Consider the following 16,521-nt stretch of genomic DNA (forward strand, 5'->3'; position numbering starts at 1 on the left):
GCATTGGTGGCAGGCTCAGTCTCGGATTCAGGTGACAATTCGTCAAGGCCTGAACGTGAAAGGCTAATTGTATTACTGGGCCTGATTTCGGGGTTGCGGAATATGGTGGTCCGCAACCCTTGTGCGGGTGCCCGTCAGCCGCCTTCGGGCAGGTTCCGGTAGTCGGGTCGGGCCGGCGTGGGGTCCGGCGGCGTCGTTGCGGGCGCGGGCGCGGGCGCGGGCGCGGGCGCGGGCTCGGGCTCCGGCTCGGGCGCGGGCTCCGGTGCCGGCGCGGGCGTGGGTGCGGACGGCGCAGGCGTAGGTGCGGCGGGCGCAGGCGCGGGTGCGGCAGGTGCGGGTGCGGGTGTGGGCGCGGGGACCGGCGGCTGGTAGGACGGCGGCCGGGCGGCCCCCAGGAACCAGCCCCAGCTCGCGCCGAACCGGTGCTCCAGGAACCGGAACGCGGCGTAGTAGACCGTACCGAAGCCGGTGACCAGGGCGGAGGTGACGGAGGCGTTGTCCAGGTGGATGCCGAGCCGCGCGGCCTGCACCACGAGGAACGCGACGATGTAGGGCACGCACGTGCGCCACAGCGACAGGGCGAGTTGGTACATCTGTCCTCCTCGGCCGGTGTCAGCCGACGACGGTGAAGCCGTGCGCCTGGCCGAGCCGGGTCAGCGAGTTGATGCCGGGTATGCCGTCCGCCTGCTGCCCGCCGTACCCGTACCGGCGCTGCAACTCGGCGTAGGCGTCGACGGTCTTCGTGCCGAACGAGCCGTCGGCCCACTGCCGGTCGAGCAGCCCCTCGGCGACGAGCGCCCGCTCCACCGTGTACACGTCGTCCGGGTACGTGGTGGCGCCCTGGGCCGCGTCCGGGTCCTGGCGAGCCGCCGCGACCACCCTCGACTTCGACACCTCGGCGAGCGGGACGGCCCCGCCGAGCAGCCGGCGCAGCGAGGCCTCGCCGGGCACGCCGTCCGCGTCCCCGCCGGAGTAGCCCAGACCGCGCTGGAAGTCGGCGTAGTTGAGGGTGTCGGCGTCGGTCCAGTCCGGGCCGGGGCCCTGGCTGTAGTGCGAGCCGAAGTCCGCCGCCACCAGCGCCTCGCCGACGAGGGTGACCTGCGGACCGTGCGCGCCGTAGCCGTACAGCAGGCCGCCGACGCTGTTCTGGTACCGGGCCGGGGTCGGCTCCGGGGTCGGGTCCGGCTGGGGCGCGGGCTGTTGGGGCGGGGTGACCACCGTGCCGGAGGGGCGCGGCGCACCCGACGTCACCCAGGCGTACAGCGCCGGGCCGGGACAGTCGGTCGAGTAGCCGTCCTGGTGCCCCTTGATCTCCGGGCCCGCCGGGCCCTGCTGCTCGCAGTACTCGATCGCGTCCCGCAGCCCGTTGAGCTGGTCCGGGGTGGGCACGGTCGAGCCGGAGGCGCCGACCAGCCCGCACACCGCGTAGTGCGCCTCGTTGAGCGGGACATCGCCGTTGGCGCTGTTGCGCCGGTTCAGCCCGCGGCCCTCGAACACGTGGCCGTGCTCGCAGACCACGAAGCTGTAGCCGATGTCCGACCAGCCGTCGTCGTCCATGTGCGAGGCCTGGAGGCGCCGTACGTAGGCCGGGCAGGTGTCGTGGCTGTCGAAGGTGTACGCCGTGCCGAGATAGTGCACCTTCACTCCGGCGCGCGGACCGGCGTACGGGATCGAACCGTTGGGCTCGCGCCAGGGCCGCGCGCCCCACTGGTCCCGGGGCACCAGCTGGAGCCCCGGCCAGTCGGGCGGCTGCGGCCCCGGGGTCGGGGTCGGCGCGGGAGGCTCGGGGTCCGGGGTCCGGCCGGCGCCGGCCCACGCCCGCAACTCGTCCAGCGAGCCGTTGAACACGTCCGCGTCGAGCGGGTCGTCGCTGTACTGGTGGAAGCGCCAGGACGCCTGGATCCGCGGCGAACCCGCGGGCACGTAGTCCGCTATCCACAGGAAGTCACCGGCGTTGTCGTCCGTCCGGAACCAGTAGTCCCGGTTGGTGTAGAGCCCGACCAGGCGGTCCGGGTAACGCTGCTTGACCGCCGCCAGCCACCGGTTCTTCGCCTCGGTCGCGTCGCCGTCGCCGACCGACTGTCCGTACGGCTCGAAGTCCAGCACCAGCAGCTCGCCCGCGGGCACTTGCCCCACGACCCGGCAGAAGTGCTCCACCTCACCGTCGACCGGGTTCTCCGCGTGCAGGAAGTGGTAGTGCCCGACCACCAGCCCGCGCCCCCGGGCGTCCGCGAGCTTGTCGGTGTACCCCGACTGGCCGGTGTGGCCGCCTTCGGTGGCCTTGATGAAGACGAATTCCGCGTCCCCCGGGATGCCCGACTGGAAGTCGGAGACGTCATAACCCTTCGCGTATGCCATCAGGATGCTCCCCCTTTGCGCCGATGGCAGCCACGGCCGACCGGCCCCATCCCCCGGGGCGCCGACGCCGGCCAGAGCGTCATGTTCACTCCACATGACAACTGACTGAGCGTCAACTCCCTTGATTTGAAGGTGTTCTGTTGATTCTGCGGGCCTCCTGCGAGTGGCCCGTTCAGCAGACCTGTGCCACGGGCACATTTGCCGGACGACACGCCGACGCGAGGGTGTTCGGAGGGAGGGGCCTGTCCGGTGGTCGGGGGGCGTGGTCGGGCCGGCCGAGGCGGCGCCCCGAACGGGTACCGCCGAGCGGATGTGCTCCGGCGCCGGGGCGTCGGTCGGCGCGGCCGGGGTGGGAGCGGGCGGCCTGCCGCGGGTCGAGGACGTGGTCGGGCGGGCCGGGGTGGGAGCGGGTGCAGGGCGGCCCTGGCTGCCCTGTCCCGTCAACGGGTGAGCCCTGCGCGTGCCGTAGCAGCGGCGCGGGTGACCGGCGCTCGTGAACGATGCGGCAGGGTCCGCGATGGGCCTGCAGGCCCATCGCGCTCCCGGCCGGGCTGTGTGCCGGGCCGGGAGCCGGTGGAGCGGGCGGCGGGCGGTGCGGGAACCGGGAAGCGCGCCGGCGCGTCAGGAGTCGGCGCAGGCCTTCCCGATGTCGCCGGCGGCGTCGGTAATCGGCTTGAAGTCGGGCTGTTTGCCCTTGGAGACCCGGTCGATCGCGTCGTTGACGGCCTTGGCCAGCCGGTCGGCCGCGGGGTCGATCTTGTCCCCGCCGTCCTGGCGGATCCTCTTGGCGTCGTCGGCGACCTTCCGCAAGGCCTCGACGGTGTGGTTGCGGCGGTTCTCGTCGGTGATCTGCCCCACGTTGATCGCCGAATCGGCGAGGTCCTGGACGTCGCCGGTAAGGCTGATCGCCCGCTTTCCGCAGTCCAGGGCCTTGTCGGCGTCGCAGGCGGTGAACAGTGGGGCCGCGAGGAGCAGCGCGAGCGTGGTGGCGGCCAATCGGTACGGCTTCCTTGTCATGTCTCTATCCCTCCCGCCGTATCAACGCCGTTCCGCCGTACGGAGGTTCCGGAAGACCGGGTGAACCGTTGGGAAAGTCTTTGCCCGCCCTGGAAGATGATGTTCCGTCATGTGAGCGAAGACGTGCGGGCGTTCACCCCACGGGCGCCGTGCGTGGAGTGAACGCCTGTCCCGGCCCTACCGGTTGGCGGACCCGGACAGTTCGCGCACCAGGCGGGCGATGGTCGGGGCGGCCACGGCGTGGGCGTCGGCCGCCCGCAGCACGGCGCCGCCGATGGCGTCCAGCTCGGTCGCCCGGCCGGCCTCCACGTCGCGCTGCATCGAGGACTTCATCGCCGCGGGGAGGCGGTCGAAGGAGGTGAGCAGCGCCTGCGCGTCCGCCGGCGCGCCGACCGCCCGGGTGACGGCGGTGATCTCGTCCAGCACCGCGAGGAGTTCGGCCCGGTGCTCGGTGCGCACGGCGCCGATCCCGCTCGCGTGGCGGGTGGTGAGCAGGGCGAACGGGGCGAGGAAGGAGAGCTTGCCCCACAGCATCGCCGTCTCGTCCTCGCGCAGCGTGACGTCCAGCCCGGTGTGGCGCAGCCGTTCGGCGAACCTGGCCACGGGGGAGGCCGGTTCGGCGGTCGCGCCGAGCTCGACGGCGGCGAACGGACTGGTGTGCTCGATCCTCCCGGGCGCCGTCCGGGTGGCCTCGACCCGGATCGTGCCGGCCACCACGCGCCCGGCCGGGTAGCGTTCGCGCAGCAGCGCCATGTGGTCCAGGCCGTTCAGCAGCGGCACCGCGATCCCGGTGCCGAGCACCTCCGGGGGCATCCGGTCGAGGGCGGCGGCCAGCGCCGTCTCCTTGACCGTCACGAAGGCCGCGTCGACCGGCTCGCGCAGCTCGGTCGCGGCCTCGACCCGGGCGGTGAACTCGCCGAACCGGCCGCTGCGGACGTGCAGTCCGTCCCGCCGGACGGCGGCCGCGGTCTCCTCGCCGGCCAGGCAGACGACCCGGTGGCCGTCGCGGGCGAGCAGCCCGGCGATCAGTCCGCCGACGCCGCCCGGCCCGAGGACGGCGACGGTCAGAGGGGTGGTGGTCATGGTGACTCCCGTGGGTGGGGGTGGGTGGGTGAGGGAGGGCGACGCGGAGGGGCGGGCCCGGCTACGACCCCTCCCAGCAGAACCGGCCCTCCAGGCCGTCCGGGCTGAGGAAGCCGAAGCCGTTGCCGTAACCGAAGTCGAGGAAGTACGGATCGCCCTCGTCCGGGGCGTCCGCGAGGGCGAAGAGGTACTGCCAGGGCGCCGGGACCCGGGCCCGGCCGTTCGCGTAGGACGGGTCTCCGCCGAGATGGTCGTACACGTGGTCGCCGTCCGGGAAGGGCACCTCGGGGCCTTCGTCGCGCAGGTGCCGCTGGAAGGCGGCCCGCTGGTCCATCGCCCGGTCGACGTCGTCCGACAGCGGCACCACGTCCAGGTGGTACTCGACCGGGGTCCGCTCGCCGTCGGCTTCGCAGCGCCAGAGCGTACGGCCCCGGGTGCCGGGCGGGCCGATCACGGCGAACGGCGGGATGCGCCCGCCCGGCTGGACGAGCAGCAGGCCGTCGCCCCGCTCCGGGTCGAGGCCGCCCATGATCTCGTCCTCCTCCTCCAGGAAGAGGTACGCCAGCCGGCCCGGCTCGCCCGGGACGGGGAACTGCCCGATGAACACCAGCGGTTCGCCGGTGGTGGGGGCGAGCGGCCAGGTGGGCTCGGCCAGCCAGCACGGCTCGCCGCCGAGCTTGGGGACCGGTGCGGTGATCGGCCGCTCGGCCGGGCGCGGGGACAGCCGGCGGCGGGGCAGGTAGGCGGCGTCGTGCGGACCGGTGGCGGTGCCGGTCGGGAGGGGGATCATGCGGCGGCCTCGGTGGGTGCGTCGTGCTCGGCGGGTGCGTCGTGCTCTGCGGGGGCGGAGCGGGGGAGGGAGCCGGAGGAGAACGGCTCCTTCCGGTGCGGCTCGCGGCCCGGGGCGGGCAGCCGGACGCCGCGGCCGGTCAGCAGGTCGATGGTCACCGGATCATGATTCCCCGTCGGGCGGAGTCGACGGGAGGCGGGGTGGGGACAGGTGGGCGGGGGAGGGTGCGCCAGGCCGTGGCGGGGCCCGCCGGGGCCTCCGTCCCCGCCCCGCGGGACCGCCCGCGGGCGGCGGTCGGGGGCGAACCGTTCGGGCCGCCGACCGCGCCGCAGCACGGGGACGGCCACCGGGCGGGAGCGCTCCGGAGCCGGCCACGGCAGTGCCGCGACCGGCCCGAGGGGGCGTAGCACCACCTGCGGGGTTCGGTTTTCCGAACCCCGGATTCGGGTGCCAGCACAATCGATCTCCCGGCCCTGGACGCCCACGATGGAGGGCATGAACGGGATGACGACAGCCGCCACCGCGGCGGCGAACGACGGGATGACGGGCGCGGCCCTGAGCGCGGTCGGGCTGAACCGGGAGTACGGGCGCGGCGCGGCGGCCGTGCGGGCGCTGCGCGGGGTGTCGGTGGGCTTCGCGCCGGGGACGTTCACGGCGGTGATGGGGCCGTCGGGATCCGGCAAGACCACCCTGCTGCACTGCCTGGCCGGGATGGACCGCCCGACCAGGGGCACCGTGCGATGGGGCGACACCGAGGTGTCCGGGCTGCCCGAACGGCGGCTCGCGGAGCTGCGCCGCACCCGGGTGGGGTTCGTGTTCCAGGCCTTCAACCTGATGCCCGCGATGACGGTCGCGCAGAACGTCGAGCTGCCCGGGCGGCTGGCCGGGCGGCCGCCGGAGCGGGGCGCGGTGCGGGAGGCGCTGGCCCGGGTCGGGCTGGCCGGGCGCGAGCGGCACCGGCCCGGGCAGCTGTCGGGCGGTCAGCAGCAGCGGGTGGCGATAGCCCGGGCCCTGGTCTCCCGGCCGGAGGTGCTGTTCGCCGACGAGCCGACCGGCGCACTGGACCGCGCCACCGGGCAGGAGGTCCTCGGCCTGCTGCGCGCGGGCGTCGACGTCGACGGACAGACCTGTGTGATGGTCACCCACGACCCGGTCGCCGCCGGGTACGCGGACCGGGTGCTGCTGCTCGCCGACGGCCTGCTGGTGGACGAGCTGATCAGGCCGACGGCCGCGCAGGTCGGCGAGCGGCTGAGCCGGTTGGGCGGGTGAGCGCCGTGAGCAGTCCCGTGCTGAGCCTCTCGGCGGGGCAGATCCGCCGCCGCCCGGCCTCCTTCGCCGGGCTGGGAACGGCGCTGTTCCTGGCGGTGGCGGCGGTGACGTTGTTCGGGTCGCTGGTCGCCGCGCAGGTCACGGCACCGGCCGCGGTGTCCCGGACGACGGTGTCCGGGCCGGGCCTGGTGTTGATCGCCGGCGCGTTCGGCGAGATCGCCGTCCTGGTCGCGCTGTTCGTCGTGGTCAACGCGCTCGGCTTCACGCTGCGCCAGCAGCACCGGGAGCTGGCGCTGCTGCGCACCGTCGCGGCGACGCCCCGTCAGGTCCGCCGGGTGGTGCGCGCGCAGGTGGTGGCGACGGCCCTGCTGGTGGCCGTGCCGGGCGGCCTGGCGGGCTTCCTCGCGGCCCGGGCCTTCCTCGCCGCGCTCCAGCGGCGCGACATGGCGGCACCCGGGCTCCGCATACCCGGGGCGCCGGTACCGGCGCTGGTCGGGCTCGGGGTGGCCCTGCTGGTCGGCCTGGCGGCCACCGCGGTCGCGGCCCGCCGGATCACCCGGCCCGCCCCGGCCGTCGCGCTGACCGAGGGCGCGGGCGGGCCACGGCGGACGGGCGCGCTGCGGGTGCTCGCCGGGGTGGCCGTGCTCGCCGGCGGCGGGTTGCTGCTGCGACTGGCCGCGAGCCGGCCGGCCGGAGAGCTGGACAAGGCGGGGCAGGCCGCGCTGCTCGGTTCGCTGGTGCTGCTGATCGCGGTCGGACTGCTGGGGCCGGTGGCGGCGAAGGGCCTGGCGGTCGTGCTCGGCGCCCCGGCGCGGGCGCTCGTGCCCAGGGCCGGCTGGCTGGCGGACGCCAACCTCCGCGGCTACGCGGCCCGGCTCTCCTCGGCTGTGGTGCCGGTCGCGCTGCTGGTCGGGCTCTGTGGCACCATGCTGACCCTGACCAGCACCGCGGAGCACGTGGCCCGGGCGACGGGTGCCGCGACCAGCGTCACCAAGGAGAGCGACATCTGGCTGCGCGAGATGGAGCTCGGACTGCTGGTCTGCTTCGCGGCGGTCTCCACGGTCAACACCCTGGTGGCGCTGACCGCCAAGCGGCGCCGGGAGTTCGCGCTGCTGCGCCTGGTCGGGGCGACGCGGCGGCAGCTGTTGCGGATGCTCTCCGTGGAGGCGGCCCTGACCACGGCGATCGGGGTGCTGCTCGGTGCGGCGGTGGCGGCCGCGGCCTCGGGGGCGTTCAGCCTGGCGGTGACGGGCTCGGTGGTCCCGGTGGTGCCGGGCGCGGCCTGCGCCCGGGTGGTGCTGGGAGCAGCGGTGCTCACGGTACCGGGGATCGTGGGCACGGGGCTGTGGGCGGTCGGCGGCCCGGCGGTGGCGTCGACGGGCGGGGAACGGCGGTGAGACGAGGGAGGCCGAGGCGGGCGTCGACGGTGGGCGGGCCGCCGGGTCGGTGCCGTGGTGGTTCGCGGGGCCGCCCGGACGGAGGGGCAGGTGGGTGCGGTGGCTCCGGATTCCTGGTGGATGCTGGAGGCCGGTCGGAGGGTGAACGGTGAGGTGGACGGTGGCTGAGCGGCGGCGGTACCGGTCGGTGAGCGGCGGCGAACTGGCCTTCGCGGTGCTCGGGTTGCCGCTCGGGGTGCTCGGCGGGGTGTACGCCGTCGCGGTCCTCTATGCCGGGGCGCTGCTCTCGCTCACCGTGCTGGGCCTGCCGTTCGTGGCCGCGGCGCTGCTCGGGGCGAGACGGCTCGGCGGGCTGCACCGGTGGCTGGTCGGGCGGCTGCTCCGGGAGGAGGTGCCCGCGCCGCCGCCGTTGCCGCGCCCGTCCGGGGTGTTCGCCCGGGGCCGGGCGATGCTGACCGACCCGGTGGCCTGGCGGACGCTGCTCTACCTCCTGCTGCGGCTGCCGCTGGGCGTGCTCGGGTTCCTCGCCGTGGTCGTGCTGCCGCTCGGCGGCGTCTGGCTGGTGGGCTTCCCGCTCTGGGTGCGGATGATGGAGCCGGGCCCGCGGTCGATCGGCCTGCTGGACCTGGGAGCGGTCCCGATCGGCCTCGCGGTGCTGGCCGTCGTCCCCGCCGCGGTGCGCGCCCTCGGCGGAGCGGACCGCACGCTCGCCCGCGCCCTGCTCGGGCCGGTGCGCTCGCAGCAGCGGGTGCGTCAGCTGGAGAACGCCCGGGCCACCCTGCTGGCCGAGAACACCGACCGGCTGCGGCGCCTGGAACGCGACCTGCACGACGGCACCCAGGCACAACTGGTCGCGCTCGCCATCACCCTGTCACTCGCCGACGACGTCATGACGGAGGGCGTTCCCTCCGGGGGCGGACCGGCCGGTTCGGGCGGGCCCGACCTCGGGCGGCTGCGCACCCTGGTCGACCGGGCCCGTGGGCAGACCGACGACACCATCGCCGGCCTGCGCCGGCTGACCCGGGGCATCCACCCGGTGGCACTGGACGGCGGGTTGGCCCAGGCCCTGCCGGGGCTGACCGCCACCTCTCCGGTGCCGGTCGACGTCCGGCTGGACCTGCGGGAGCGTCCGGAGGAGGTGATCGAGCGGGCCGTCTACTTCTGCGCGGCCGAGCTGTTGACCAACGTGGCCAAGCACAGCGACGCGCGGTCGGCGGAGCTGACCGTGACCGCGGCCGACGGGAGGGTCCGGCTGACCGTCCGCGACGACGGGCGCGGCGGCGCCGCGATCGGTGCGGGCACCGGCCTGGCCGGCCTGGCCGAACGGCTCGCGGCGGTGGACGGGACGCTGCGGGTGGACAGCCCGCCCGGTGGGCCGACGGTGGTCGGTGCCGAGTTGCCCGGCCGGCTTTGACGGGGGCACGGTCATTGCCTTCGGGGCCGTCGCCCTCCGGGTCCGTCGTTCTCCGGGGCCGCCGGTCTCGGGGTCGCCGGCCTTGGGGTGTCGCCGTTCCGGGTCCGTCGACTCAGGAGGCGCCGCTCTCCGCGAGGTAGGCGAGCACGGCCTTGACCCGCCGGTTGTCGGCGTCGGTCGCGGGCAGGTCGAACTTGCCGAACACCGCGGCCACGTGCTTCTCCACCGCCCGCTCCGAGACCGTCAGCACCGTGGCGATCGAGCGGTTGGAGTGCCCCTGCGCCATCAGCTCCAGCACCTCCCGCTCGCGCGGGGTGAGCGCGTCCACCCGGCTGCGCCGCCCGCCGTGCATCAGGCCGTTGACGATCTCCGGGTCGAGGGCCGTGCCGCCCGCGGCGACCCGGTGCAGGGCGTCCACGAACTCGGAGGTCCGGGCCACCCGCTCCTTGAGCAGGTAGCCGATGCCCGCTGCGCCGGCCGCCAGCAGCCGGGCCGCCCAGACGGTCTCGACGTGCTGGGAGAAGACCAGGATGCCGACCTGGGGCAGGGCGGCCCGGATCTCCACCGCGGCCCGGATGCCCTCGTCGGTGTGGGTGGGCGGCATCCGGATGTCCACCACGGCCACGTCGGGCCGGTGCTCGGTGACGGCGGCCACCAGCTCGGGCGCCGTACCGGCGGTGGCGACCACCGCGCACCCACGGGCGGTGAGGAGTTCGACCATGCCGTCCCGGAGGATCACCGAATCCTCGGCGAGGACGACGCGGAGCTGATTGTCGATCATGCCGTCATTATCCGGCCCGCCGTTCCCGGGAAATCCTTCAGTCCAGACTGGACAGTCCAGACTGATGAAATTACCGTGGAGCCATGACCGAGAAGCGAACCGGCCCCCAAGCCGCCGCGGCCCGTAAAGCCCCCGCCGAGGCCGTGGCGCCCGACACCGCGGCACTGGCCGCCCGCGAGCTGCGGGCCGTCTTCAGCCGACTGCGCCGCACGCTGCGGGAGGCGAGCGGGACCAGCGACCTGACCCCCTCCCAGACCGCCGTGCTCAGTCGGCTGATCAACGACGGTCCGGCCTCCGCGAGCGCGCTGGCCGCCGCCGAGCGGGTCCGTCCCCAGTCGATGGCCGCCACTCTCGCCGTGCTCGAACAGCACGGACTGGTCGGTCGCCGTCCCGACCCCGAGGACGGTCGCCGCCAGGTGGTCAGCCTCACCGAGGCGGGCCTGGCCCACGTCGCGGACAGCCGCCAGGCCCGTCAGGAGTGGCTGACCCGGGCCATGGCGGAGCACTACACCGAGGCCGAGCGCGCCACCGTACTGGAGGCACTGGCCCTGATGGACCGGCTGAACCGGTGATGGCCGGTCCGTCCGCCCTGCTGGCCCGGCTCCGGTCCCGCCGCCGGCTGCCCGCTCCGGAGGACGGGTTCAACCGTCGGCTGATCGCACCGATGGTGCTCGGCTCGGCGCTCAACCCGATCAACTCGTCGATGATCGCGGTGGCCCTGGTGCCCGTGGGCGCCGCCTTCGGCGCGCCGCCCGCCGAGACGGCCTGGCTGGTCACCGCGCTCTACCTGGCCACCGCCGTCGGCCAGCCGGTGATCGGGAGGCTCGTGGACACCCACGGGCCGCGCCGGCTCTACCTCGCCGGGACGGCCCTGGTCGGCCTCGCCGGACTGCTCGGCGCGCTCGCCCCGACGCTCGGACTGCTGATCGCCGCCCGGGTGCTGCTCGGCCTGGGCACCTCCGCGGCCTACCCGGCCGCGATGCACCTGACCCGTGCCGAGGCCGAGCGGACCGGGCAGTCCAGTCCCACCGGGGTGCTGACGCTGCTGGCCGTCGCCAACCAGACCGTCGCGGTGGTCGGCCCCACCCTGGGCGGTCTGCTGATCGGCGCGGGCGGCTGGCGGACGGTCTTCGCCGTCAACGTCCCGCTGTCACTGGCCTGTCTGGCGCTCGGCGCGGCCCGGCTGCCCGTCACCGACCGCCGCTCCGGCCGTCCGGACGGCAGAGACGGGACCGACGGCAGAGGTAGGCCCGACGGCAGACGCGGGTCCGGCCGCGGCGACCACCTCGACCGTCCGGAGCGCCTCGACCACGCCGGGATCGCGCTGTTCGCGGTCCTGCTGCTCGCCCTGATGCTGTTCCTGATGCGGCCCGACCCGGCGCGCTGGTACCTGCCGGTGCTCGCCGTCCTGGCGGCCGTCGCCTTCGCCGTCCGCGAGCGGCGGGCCCGCGCCCCCTTCATCGACCTGCGGTCGCTCGCCGGCAACCGCCCGCTGATCGCCACCTACCTGCGCCAGGTCCTCGGCTACACCTCCGTCTACGCCTTCCTCTACGGCTACACCCAGTGGCTGGAGGAGGGGCGCGGCCTGTCGGCGGCCTCCGCCGGACTGGTGCTGCTGCCGCTGTCGCTGACCGCGCTCACGGCCGCCGGGGTCACCGGCCGCAGTCCGGGTGTGCGCGGCAAGCTGCTGGTCGGCTCCGCCTGCCAGATCGCGGCCTGTGCCGCCCTGCTGTCGGTGCGCGCGAGCAGTCCGGGTGCTCTGCTGATCGCGGTGGGTGTGCTGGCGGGCGTCTCGCAGGGGCTGATCGGGCTCGGCACCCAGACCGCCCTCTACCACCAGGCGGACCCGGCCGCCATCGCCTCGGCGGCCGGGCTGCTGCGCACCTTCATGTACCTCGGCGCGATGGCGGCCTCGGCCGCGAACGCCGCCTTTTTCCCGCACGGTGCCACCACGGGCGGGCTGCACCGCCTCGCGCTGTTCATGCTCGGCGGCGCGGCCCTGCTCTTCCTCCTCACCGTGCCCGACCGTTCGCTCGGCCGGTTGGGACGTCCTGTGCGGACTCGGGGATGACGGATGATCAGCTCTCCTCCATCAGGGTTCCGCGCCAGGCGTGGAGGCCCGGGGCGAGCTCGACCGCCTCGGCCGGATAGGCCTCCCGGACGAGCTTGAGCAGCGCGCGCTGCTCGTCCAGCCAGTCCGGTGCGGGGGAGAGGACGACCCGGAGCGTGACGCCCGATTCCTCCGAGTCCGAGACGGTCACCCAGAGCCCGCCCGGCCGCGCGGGCTCGATCCGCAGTTCCGGGCCGTGCTCCTCGTCCAGCCAACGGACCGCGGCGCCGCGCCCGAGCCGCTCCAAAGCCGTTTCCCACTGGGTGAGATGGCGGTCGGTCACCAGCGTGACGAACTGCCCGCGCACCGAGTCGGCGGTGACGGTGATCTCGCAGTCCAGCCAGTCGTGTCCGAGCAGGGAGCCCGGTGCGTGTCGTCCGAGCACCCGTACCCGGACGTTCCGGCCGCCGGTCCGCCCGTCGCGGCCGGGGGCGTCGTCGGTTCCGGGGCGGTCGGTCAGTCTTATCAACTCGTTCTGCTGCGAAGCGACTTCGCTCACGGCGTGCTCCTGTTGGCAGCGGATCAGGGGCTGACATCCTTGCGTAGGTGTTCGCCCCGGTGCCAGCCCGGAATCGGGATGTTCCGGTCGTCGCCGACCGGCGGGAAACGCCCGGTGTCAGGGGGCGCCGCCCCGGCAAGCGTCGTCGGCACGCGGACGGCCTCCTGGACGCGTACTGCCTGCCGCCGGCGAACGGTCCGCGTGCGGACGAACGGCCCACCCGGACCCGGACTGCCCACCCGGACGCGGACGGCCCGCCGGACCGGGAAGGTCGGGCGGGCCGTCCGCGGGGCGGGGCGGGGGGTGCGTCCGGTGGTGCGGCGGGTGTGGACCGCTGCTCGGGCCGTACCGGCTGCCCGGTCGGCGCGGCGGCGGCCGTCGGGTCAGCGGTGGTCCGGGTGGCCGGTGAGCACGGTGGTGAAGATCGGTTCGCCGTGCTGGTGGCCGGTCACGGTGGTGGTGAGGCTGTCCGGCTCCTCGCCGGGGGTGTGCCGGGCGGTGATCGTGGTGGGCGCGTCGTGCTCGGCGTACCGGTGGAAGGTGGTGGCCGCGGCGGCCGGGGTGACGGTGACCGGGCTGCTCAGGGCGTTGGCCGCCTGCCGGGCCGCCTCCAGCAGCACCATGCCGGGGATGTGGTCGTTGGCGTGGTCGAAGAGGATCGGGTGCCGGAAGTCGGGAGTGAGGTGCCAGCTGCCGGGGGCGTCGGCCGGGGTCAGGACGACGTCGCTCGGGCGGAGTCGGCCGACCCGGGCCGGCGGGAGCGGCTCGGCGGTCACGGTCGGCGCCGAGGGGTGCTCGGCGCCCTGGCGCCCCCGGCGCAGCCGCTGGTAGGTGGAGTCCGGGACGGTGGTGAACCGGGCGTACCCGGTGGCGGCGAGCTGGGCGCCCCGTCGGACGACGGTTTCCAGCGTGAAGTCGACCGTGGTGCCGGAGCGGCGCGGCTGGGCGAGGAGCTGGACCTCCAGGGTGAGGTCGGTCGGTGCCGCTCCGATCGGCAACTGCCGCGGCCGAGTGGTGTAGTCGAGGTTCCACATCATGAACTTGTGGTCGAGCGGTACACCGAACCGGGTGTGGGCAAGGTAGAGGCCGGCCTGGCGGATCGTTTCAGCTGCTTGCATCGGGTCGTGCCGGGTGCCGTCCGGCGTGCAGAAGAAGGTGTGCGCCCGCGGCCACTGCGCGGTGACGGCGAAGGCGGTGTCGGTCAGCTGTTCGCTGCCGGTGATGAAGACCTCGGCGTGGCAGGCCCGGTGCACGTACTCCTTGGCGACGGTGCTGGTCAGGCGAGGCGCCGGGGCCGCTGCTGCGGCGGGGCCGGGGATCGTCCGGGAGTCCGGGCCGGCGGCGAGGGCGGAGGCGGGCGTGCGGAAGGCAAGCAGAGTCATGGGGAGCGCTCCGAAAGGCCGTGATGGGCGGGGTGGGCTGCTCAGGGCTCGTAAGATACGTACCTACCGGTTTGGTTTTCAAGGAGCCAGAACAAAGGTTCGTCGGCGGCCGAGCGTGTTCGGCCGGGCACGGTGGGTGTGTGCCGGTCGCTGCCCCGAGATCAGGTTCACCGAATGGGCCTGCTTGACCTGTGGGAATGTCGATGGCCAAAGTTGTCAGGTCCATTGCTATGACTGGATCGTTCGTCGTCCCCCCGGGCGCAAGTGGGAGCTGTTGCTCCGGATATGGGGGCTGGCGGCGAGATGTCGGCCATCTGTTCGTCCCATACCGTCCACGCGGTTTTAGTCCACTTGAGGACGGCCCTATGTGACCTGGGATGCAGGGACCCCCGTCGACTGCGGCGGGTAAGATACGGGGTGTTTGGTTTTGTTTGCCGAGCGTTTCGGGTGGGGTGGTTGCGGTGGTGCGACAGGAGCGGGCGGTCCGGACGCGTCGGCTGATCCTGGAGGCGGCGGCGTCGGTCTTCGACGAGTACGGGTACGAGGGGGCGACGATCGGCGAGGTCGTGGCCCGCGCCGGGGTGACCCGCGGCGCGGTGTACTTCCACTTCGCCTCCAAGCGGGAGCTCGCCCAGGGGGTCGTGGAGGAGCAGTTCGGCCGGGACGAGATTCCCGAACGGCAGTGCAAGCTCCAGGAGTTCGTGGACCTCGGGATGGTGGTCGCCCATCTCATGCCGCGCGACCCGGTCCTGAGCGCGGGTGCGCGGCTCTCCCTCGGCCAGGACGTGTTCGGAGACTTCAGCGGCGGTGCGGCGCCCGGCTGGATCCAGCGGGCCGAGAGCGTGCTGGAGACGGCGGGCCGGCGCGGTGAGCTGCTGCCCCAGGTGGTGCCCGCCGAGACGGCGTGGCTGGTCACCGGGGCCTGGACGGGGGTGCAGATCCAGTCCCAGAAGATGTCCGGCCGGGCGGATCTGGAGCGCCGGATCTCCGCGCTGTACCAGCATGTGATGCCCAGTATCGCGGTGCCCGGGGTGCTGGCCACGCTCGACCTCGCGGTGGACCGGGGCGCCCGGGTGGTCGCGGAGCTCGCGGCGGCCCGGGTGGCGGAGTCCGGCTCGGACGGGGCGGGCGGGGCGGGCGGGGCGGATGGTCCGGACGGGGCGGGTGCGGCCGGCGTCGGACCGGCCTGAGTCGGGGCGCTCGGGGCGGCCCGGGTGGTCCGTGCGGGCCCCGTCCGAAGCGGTTCGAGGTCGGACGGGCGGTCCGGCGTCCGGTTCCAGTGGGGATTGCTCCGCCCAAAAACAAACAGCGCGTTCGGTTTTGTATTGACAAACCGTCTGTCCTGTTTTTGGATGGGCGTCGGGTGCTCGACCGACCTTCCAGCGGACCTGCGTGGACGGTGAACAGCGGAGCACCCGCCCGGCCGGCGGCCGTCGGGGCTGCCGATCCGTCTGGATATGGGGTGGTCGTCGTGGAGATCCGGGTGCTGGGGTCCTTGGGGGTCCGACTGTGCGGGGCGTCGGTGGTGCCGTCGGCGCCGAAGCCGCGGCAGGTGCTCGCCCTGCTGGCGTTACGGGCCGATCAGGTCGTGCCGGCGGGAGTCCTCGCCGAGGAGCTGTGGTCCGGCCGCCCGCCGCGCAGTGCCCGCACCACCGTGCAGACCTATGTGCTCCAACTGCGCGACCTCATCGACCGGGCGCTCGCCCAGGGCGACGGCGGCCCGGGGGCCTCCTGCGCGAAGGACGTCCTGGTCACCTCCGCCGGCGGCTACATGCTGAACAGTGGCGGCGGACTGGTCGACCTCCAGGAGTTCGACCGCCTCGCCGGGCACGGCTACCGCGCCATGGACGGGGGCGACTTTCCGCTCGCCGCCCGCCAGTTGGCCGACGCGCTCGCGCTGTGGCGCGGACCGGCCTTCGCCGACGTCCCGGTCGGCGGCCAACTCGCCGTCGAGACCAGACGGTTGGAGGAGATCAGGCTCTGCGCGCTGGACCAGCGGATCGAGGCCGACCTGCGACTCGGCCGGCACCGGGTGCTGCTCGCCGAACTCACCGTCCTGATCGACCGCTACCGCACCCATGAGAGCCTGCACGGCCAGTACATGATCGCGTTGCACCGCTCCGGCCGGCGGGGCGAGGCGCTGGAGGCCTACCAGCGCCTGCGGAACACTCTGGTAAGGGAGTTGGGCATGGAGCCGTCCGCGGCGCTGCGGCGGCTCCAGCGCTCCATCCTGCTCGCCGGCCCCGAACGTGCGGACCAGGAGCAGCCGGGCGCGCTCGCGGACGGCGCCGGCGCCCGCACCGCCCGGCTCACCCGGGTCGGCTGAGCCGGGCCGGTCGGGCCGGGTCGGCCGACCCGGGGCGCGGCGCCGGCGTCCGGCGGGGACGGGCGGGGACGGGCAGGGGCGGACGGCGGCGGACC

The 16,521-nt window shown here is 74.4% G+C and carries 16 protein-coding genes; 7 read left to right on the top strand and 9 right to left on the bottom strand.

What is annotated here, in order from left to right; all coding sequences use genetic code 11:
* Nucleotides 1-134 precede the first annotated feature (134 nt).
* The 6 genes from ACZ6EM_RS32105 to ACZ6EM_RS32130 form a co-directional block, all read right to left on the bottom strand.
* The gene (locus tag ACZ6EM_RS32105) at nt 135-593 is read right to left on the bottom strand and encodes a hypothetical protein (RefSeq protein WP_465773880.1); all 459 of its coding nucleotides are present in this window, start codon (nt 591-593) and stop codon (nt 135-137) included.
* A gap of 19 nt (nt 594-612) precedes the next feature.
* Nucleotides 613-2,358, bottom strand: a complete 1,746-nt coding sequence (locus tag ACZ6EM_RS32110; RefSeq protein ID WP_465773881.1) for a peptidoglycan-binding protein — start codon at nt 2,356-2,358, stop codon at nt 613-615.
* 621 nt (nt 2,359-2,979) lie between these two features.
* Entirely contained in the window at nt 2,980-3,375 is a 396-nt protein-coding gene (locus tag ACZ6EM_RS32115; RefSeq protein WP_401055986.1) for a hypothetical protein, read from the bottom strand.
* A 177-nt stretch (nt 3,376-3,552) separates the two neighbouring features.
* A complete protein-coding gene (locus ACZ6EM_RS32120; protein WP_465773882.1) occupies nt 3,553-4,458 on the bottom strand; it encodes a ketopantoate reductase family protein in 906 nt (301 codons plus the stop codon).
* A gap of 61 nt (nt 4,459-4,519) precedes the next feature.
* On the bottom strand, nt 4,520-5,248 hold the full coding sequence (locus ACZ6EM_RS32125; RefSeq protein WP_465773883.1) for a hypothetical protein: 729 nt from the start codon (nt 5,246-5,248) through the stop codon (nt 4,520-4,522).
* Nucleotides 5,245-5,406: a hypothetical protein gene (locus ACZ6EM_RS32130; protein ID WP_465773884.1), complete on the bottom strand. Its 162-nt coding sequence runs from the start codon at nt 5,404-5,406 to the stop codon at nt 5,245-5,247. The genes ACZ6EM_RS32125 and ACZ6EM_RS32130 overlap by 4 nt, the downstream gene beginning before the upstream one ends.
* 382 nt (nt 5,407-5,788) lie before the next feature.
* On the opposite strand from ACZ6EM_RS32130, the gene ACZ6EM_RS32135 reads away from it, so the two are divergent.
* From ACZ6EM_RS32135 to ACZ6EM_RS32145, 3 genes are all read left to right on the top strand, one after another.
* On the top strand, nt 5,789-6,517 hold the full coding sequence (locus ACZ6EM_RS32135; protein ID WP_465773905.1) for an ABC transporter ATP-binding protein: 729 nt from the start codon (nt 5,789-5,791) through the stop codon (nt 6,515-6,517).
* A 5-nt stretch (nt 6,518-6,522) separates the two neighbouring features.
* Nucleotides 6,523-7,914: an FtsX-like permease family protein gene (locus ACZ6EM_RS32140; RefSeq protein WP_465773885.1), complete on the top strand. Its 1,392-nt coding sequence runs from the start codon at nt 6,523-6,525 to the stop codon at nt 7,912-7,914.
* A gap of 160 nt (nt 7,915-8,074) precedes the next feature.
* On the top strand, nt 8,075-9,328 hold the full coding sequence (locus ACZ6EM_RS32145) for a sensor histidine kinase (RefSeq protein WP_465773886.1): 1,254 nt from the start codon (nt 8,075-8,077) through the stop codon (nt 9,326-9,328).
* A gap of 112 nt (nt 9,329-9,440) precedes the next feature.
* Here ACZ6EM_RS32145 and ACZ6EM_RS32150 read toward each other — a convergent pair whose 3' ends face one another.
* Nucleotides 9,441-10,109 (bottom strand): response regulator, encoded by a 669-nt coding sequence (locus ACZ6EM_RS32150; protein ID WP_465773887.1) that lies wholly within the window; start codon nt 10,107-10,109, stop codon nt 9,441-9,443.
* Nucleotides 10,110-10,192: 83 nt separating this feature from the next.
* Here ACZ6EM_RS32150 and ACZ6EM_RS32155 point away from each other — a divergent pair, with 83 nt between their 5' ends.
* Nucleotides 10,193-10,681, top strand: coding sequence for a MarR family winged helix-turn-helix transcriptional regulator (locus tag ACZ6EM_RS32155; RefSeq protein WP_380630730.1), 489 nt, complete (start codon nt 10,193-10,195; stop codon nt 10,679-10,681).
* Nucleotides 10,681-12,180 (top strand): MFS transporter, encoded by a 1,500-nt coding sequence (locus tag ACZ6EM_RS32160; RefSeq protein WP_465773888.1) that lies wholly within the window; start codon nt 10,681-10,683, stop codon nt 12,178-12,180. The genes ACZ6EM_RS32155 and ACZ6EM_RS32160 overlap by 1 nt, the downstream gene beginning before the upstream one ends.
* A gap of 7 nt (nt 12,181-12,187) precedes the next feature.
* On the opposite strand, the gene ACZ6EM_RS32165 is transcribed toward ACZ6EM_RS32160, so the two are convergent.
* Both ACZ6EM_RS32165 and ACZ6EM_RS32170 read right to left on the bottom strand, forming a co-directional pair.
* The gene (locus tag ACZ6EM_RS32165) at nt 12,188-12,718 is read right to left on the bottom strand and encodes a DUF5959 family protein (protein WP_465773889.1); all 531 of its coding nucleotides are present in this window, start codon (nt 12,716-12,718) and stop codon (nt 12,188-12,190) included.
* Nucleotides 12,719-13,101: 383 nt separating this feature from the next.
* Nucleotides 13,102-14,100 (bottom strand): ScbA/BarX family gamma-butyrolactone biosynthesis protein, encoded by a 999-nt coding sequence (locus tag ACZ6EM_RS32170; RefSeq protein WP_452177757.1) that lies wholly within the window; start codon nt 14,098-14,100, stop codon nt 13,102-13,104.
* Between the two features lie 461 nt (nt 14,101-14,561).
* Here ACZ6EM_RS32170 and ACZ6EM_RS32175 point away from each other — a divergent pair, with 461 nt between their 5' ends.
* Both ACZ6EM_RS32175 and ACZ6EM_RS32180 read left to right on the top strand, forming a co-directional pair.
* Nucleotides 14,562-15,290, top strand: a complete 729-nt coding sequence (locus tag ACZ6EM_RS32175) for a ScbR family autoregulator-binding transcription factor (protein WP_465773890.1) — start codon at nt 14,562-14,564, stop codon at nt 15,288-15,290.
* A 281-nt stretch (nt 15,291-15,571) separates the two neighbouring features.
* Nucleotides 15,572-16,426, top strand: a complete 855-nt coding sequence (locus ACZ6EM_RS32180) for an AfsR/SARP family transcriptional regulator (protein ID WP_380541222.1) — start codon at nt 15,572-15,574, stop codon at nt 16,424-16,426.
* The last annotated feature ends 95 nt before the right edge of the window (nt 16,427-16,521 follow it).

Source organism: Kitasatospora sp. NPDC041917, assembly GCF_055589745.1.

Excerpts from the sequence above, each read along its gene's own strand:
- ACZ6EM_RS32105 (WP_465773880.1), bottom strand. The coding sequence starts at position 593 with ATGTACCAACTCGCCCTGTCGCTGTGGCGCACGTGCGTGCCCTACATC.
- ACZ6EM_RS32110 (WP_465773881.1), bottom strand. The coding sequence starts at position 2,358 with ATGGCATACGCGAAGGGTTATGACGTCTCCGACTTCCAGTCGGGCATC.
- ACZ6EM_RS32115 (WP_401055986.1), bottom strand. The coding sequence starts at position 3,375 with ATGACAAGGAAGCCGTACCGATTGGCCGCCACCACGCTCGCGCTGCTC.
- ACZ6EM_RS32120 (WP_465773882.1), bottom strand. The coding sequence starts at position 4,458 with ATGACCACCACCCCTCTGACCGTCGCCGTCCTCGGGCCGGGCGGCGTC.
- ACZ6EM_RS32125 (WP_465773883.1), bottom strand. The coding sequence starts at position 5,248 with ATGATCCCCCTCCCGACCGGCACCGCCACCGGTCCGCACGACGCCGCC.
- ACZ6EM_RS32135 (WP_465773905.1), top strand. The coding sequence starts at position 5,789 with ATGACGGGCGCGGCCCTGAGCGCGGTCGGGCTGAACCGGGAGTACGGG.
- ACZ6EM_RS32150 (WP_465773887.1), bottom strand. The coding sequence starts at position 10,109 with ATGATCGACAATCAGCTCCGCGTCGTCCTCGCCGAGGATTCGGTGATC.
- ACZ6EM_RS32155 (WP_380630730.1), top strand. The coding sequence starts at position 10,193 with ATGACCGAGAAGCGAACCGGCCCCCAAGCCGCCGCGGCCCGTAAAGCC.
- ACZ6EM_RS32160 (WP_465773888.1), top strand. The coding sequence starts at position 10,681 with ATGGCCGGTCCGTCCGCCCTGCTGGCCCGGCTCCGGTCCCGCCGCCGG.
- ACZ6EM_RS32170 (WP_452177757.1), bottom strand. The coding sequence starts at position 14,100 with ATGACTCTGCTTGCCTTCCGCACGCCCGCCTCCGCCCTCGCCGCCGGC.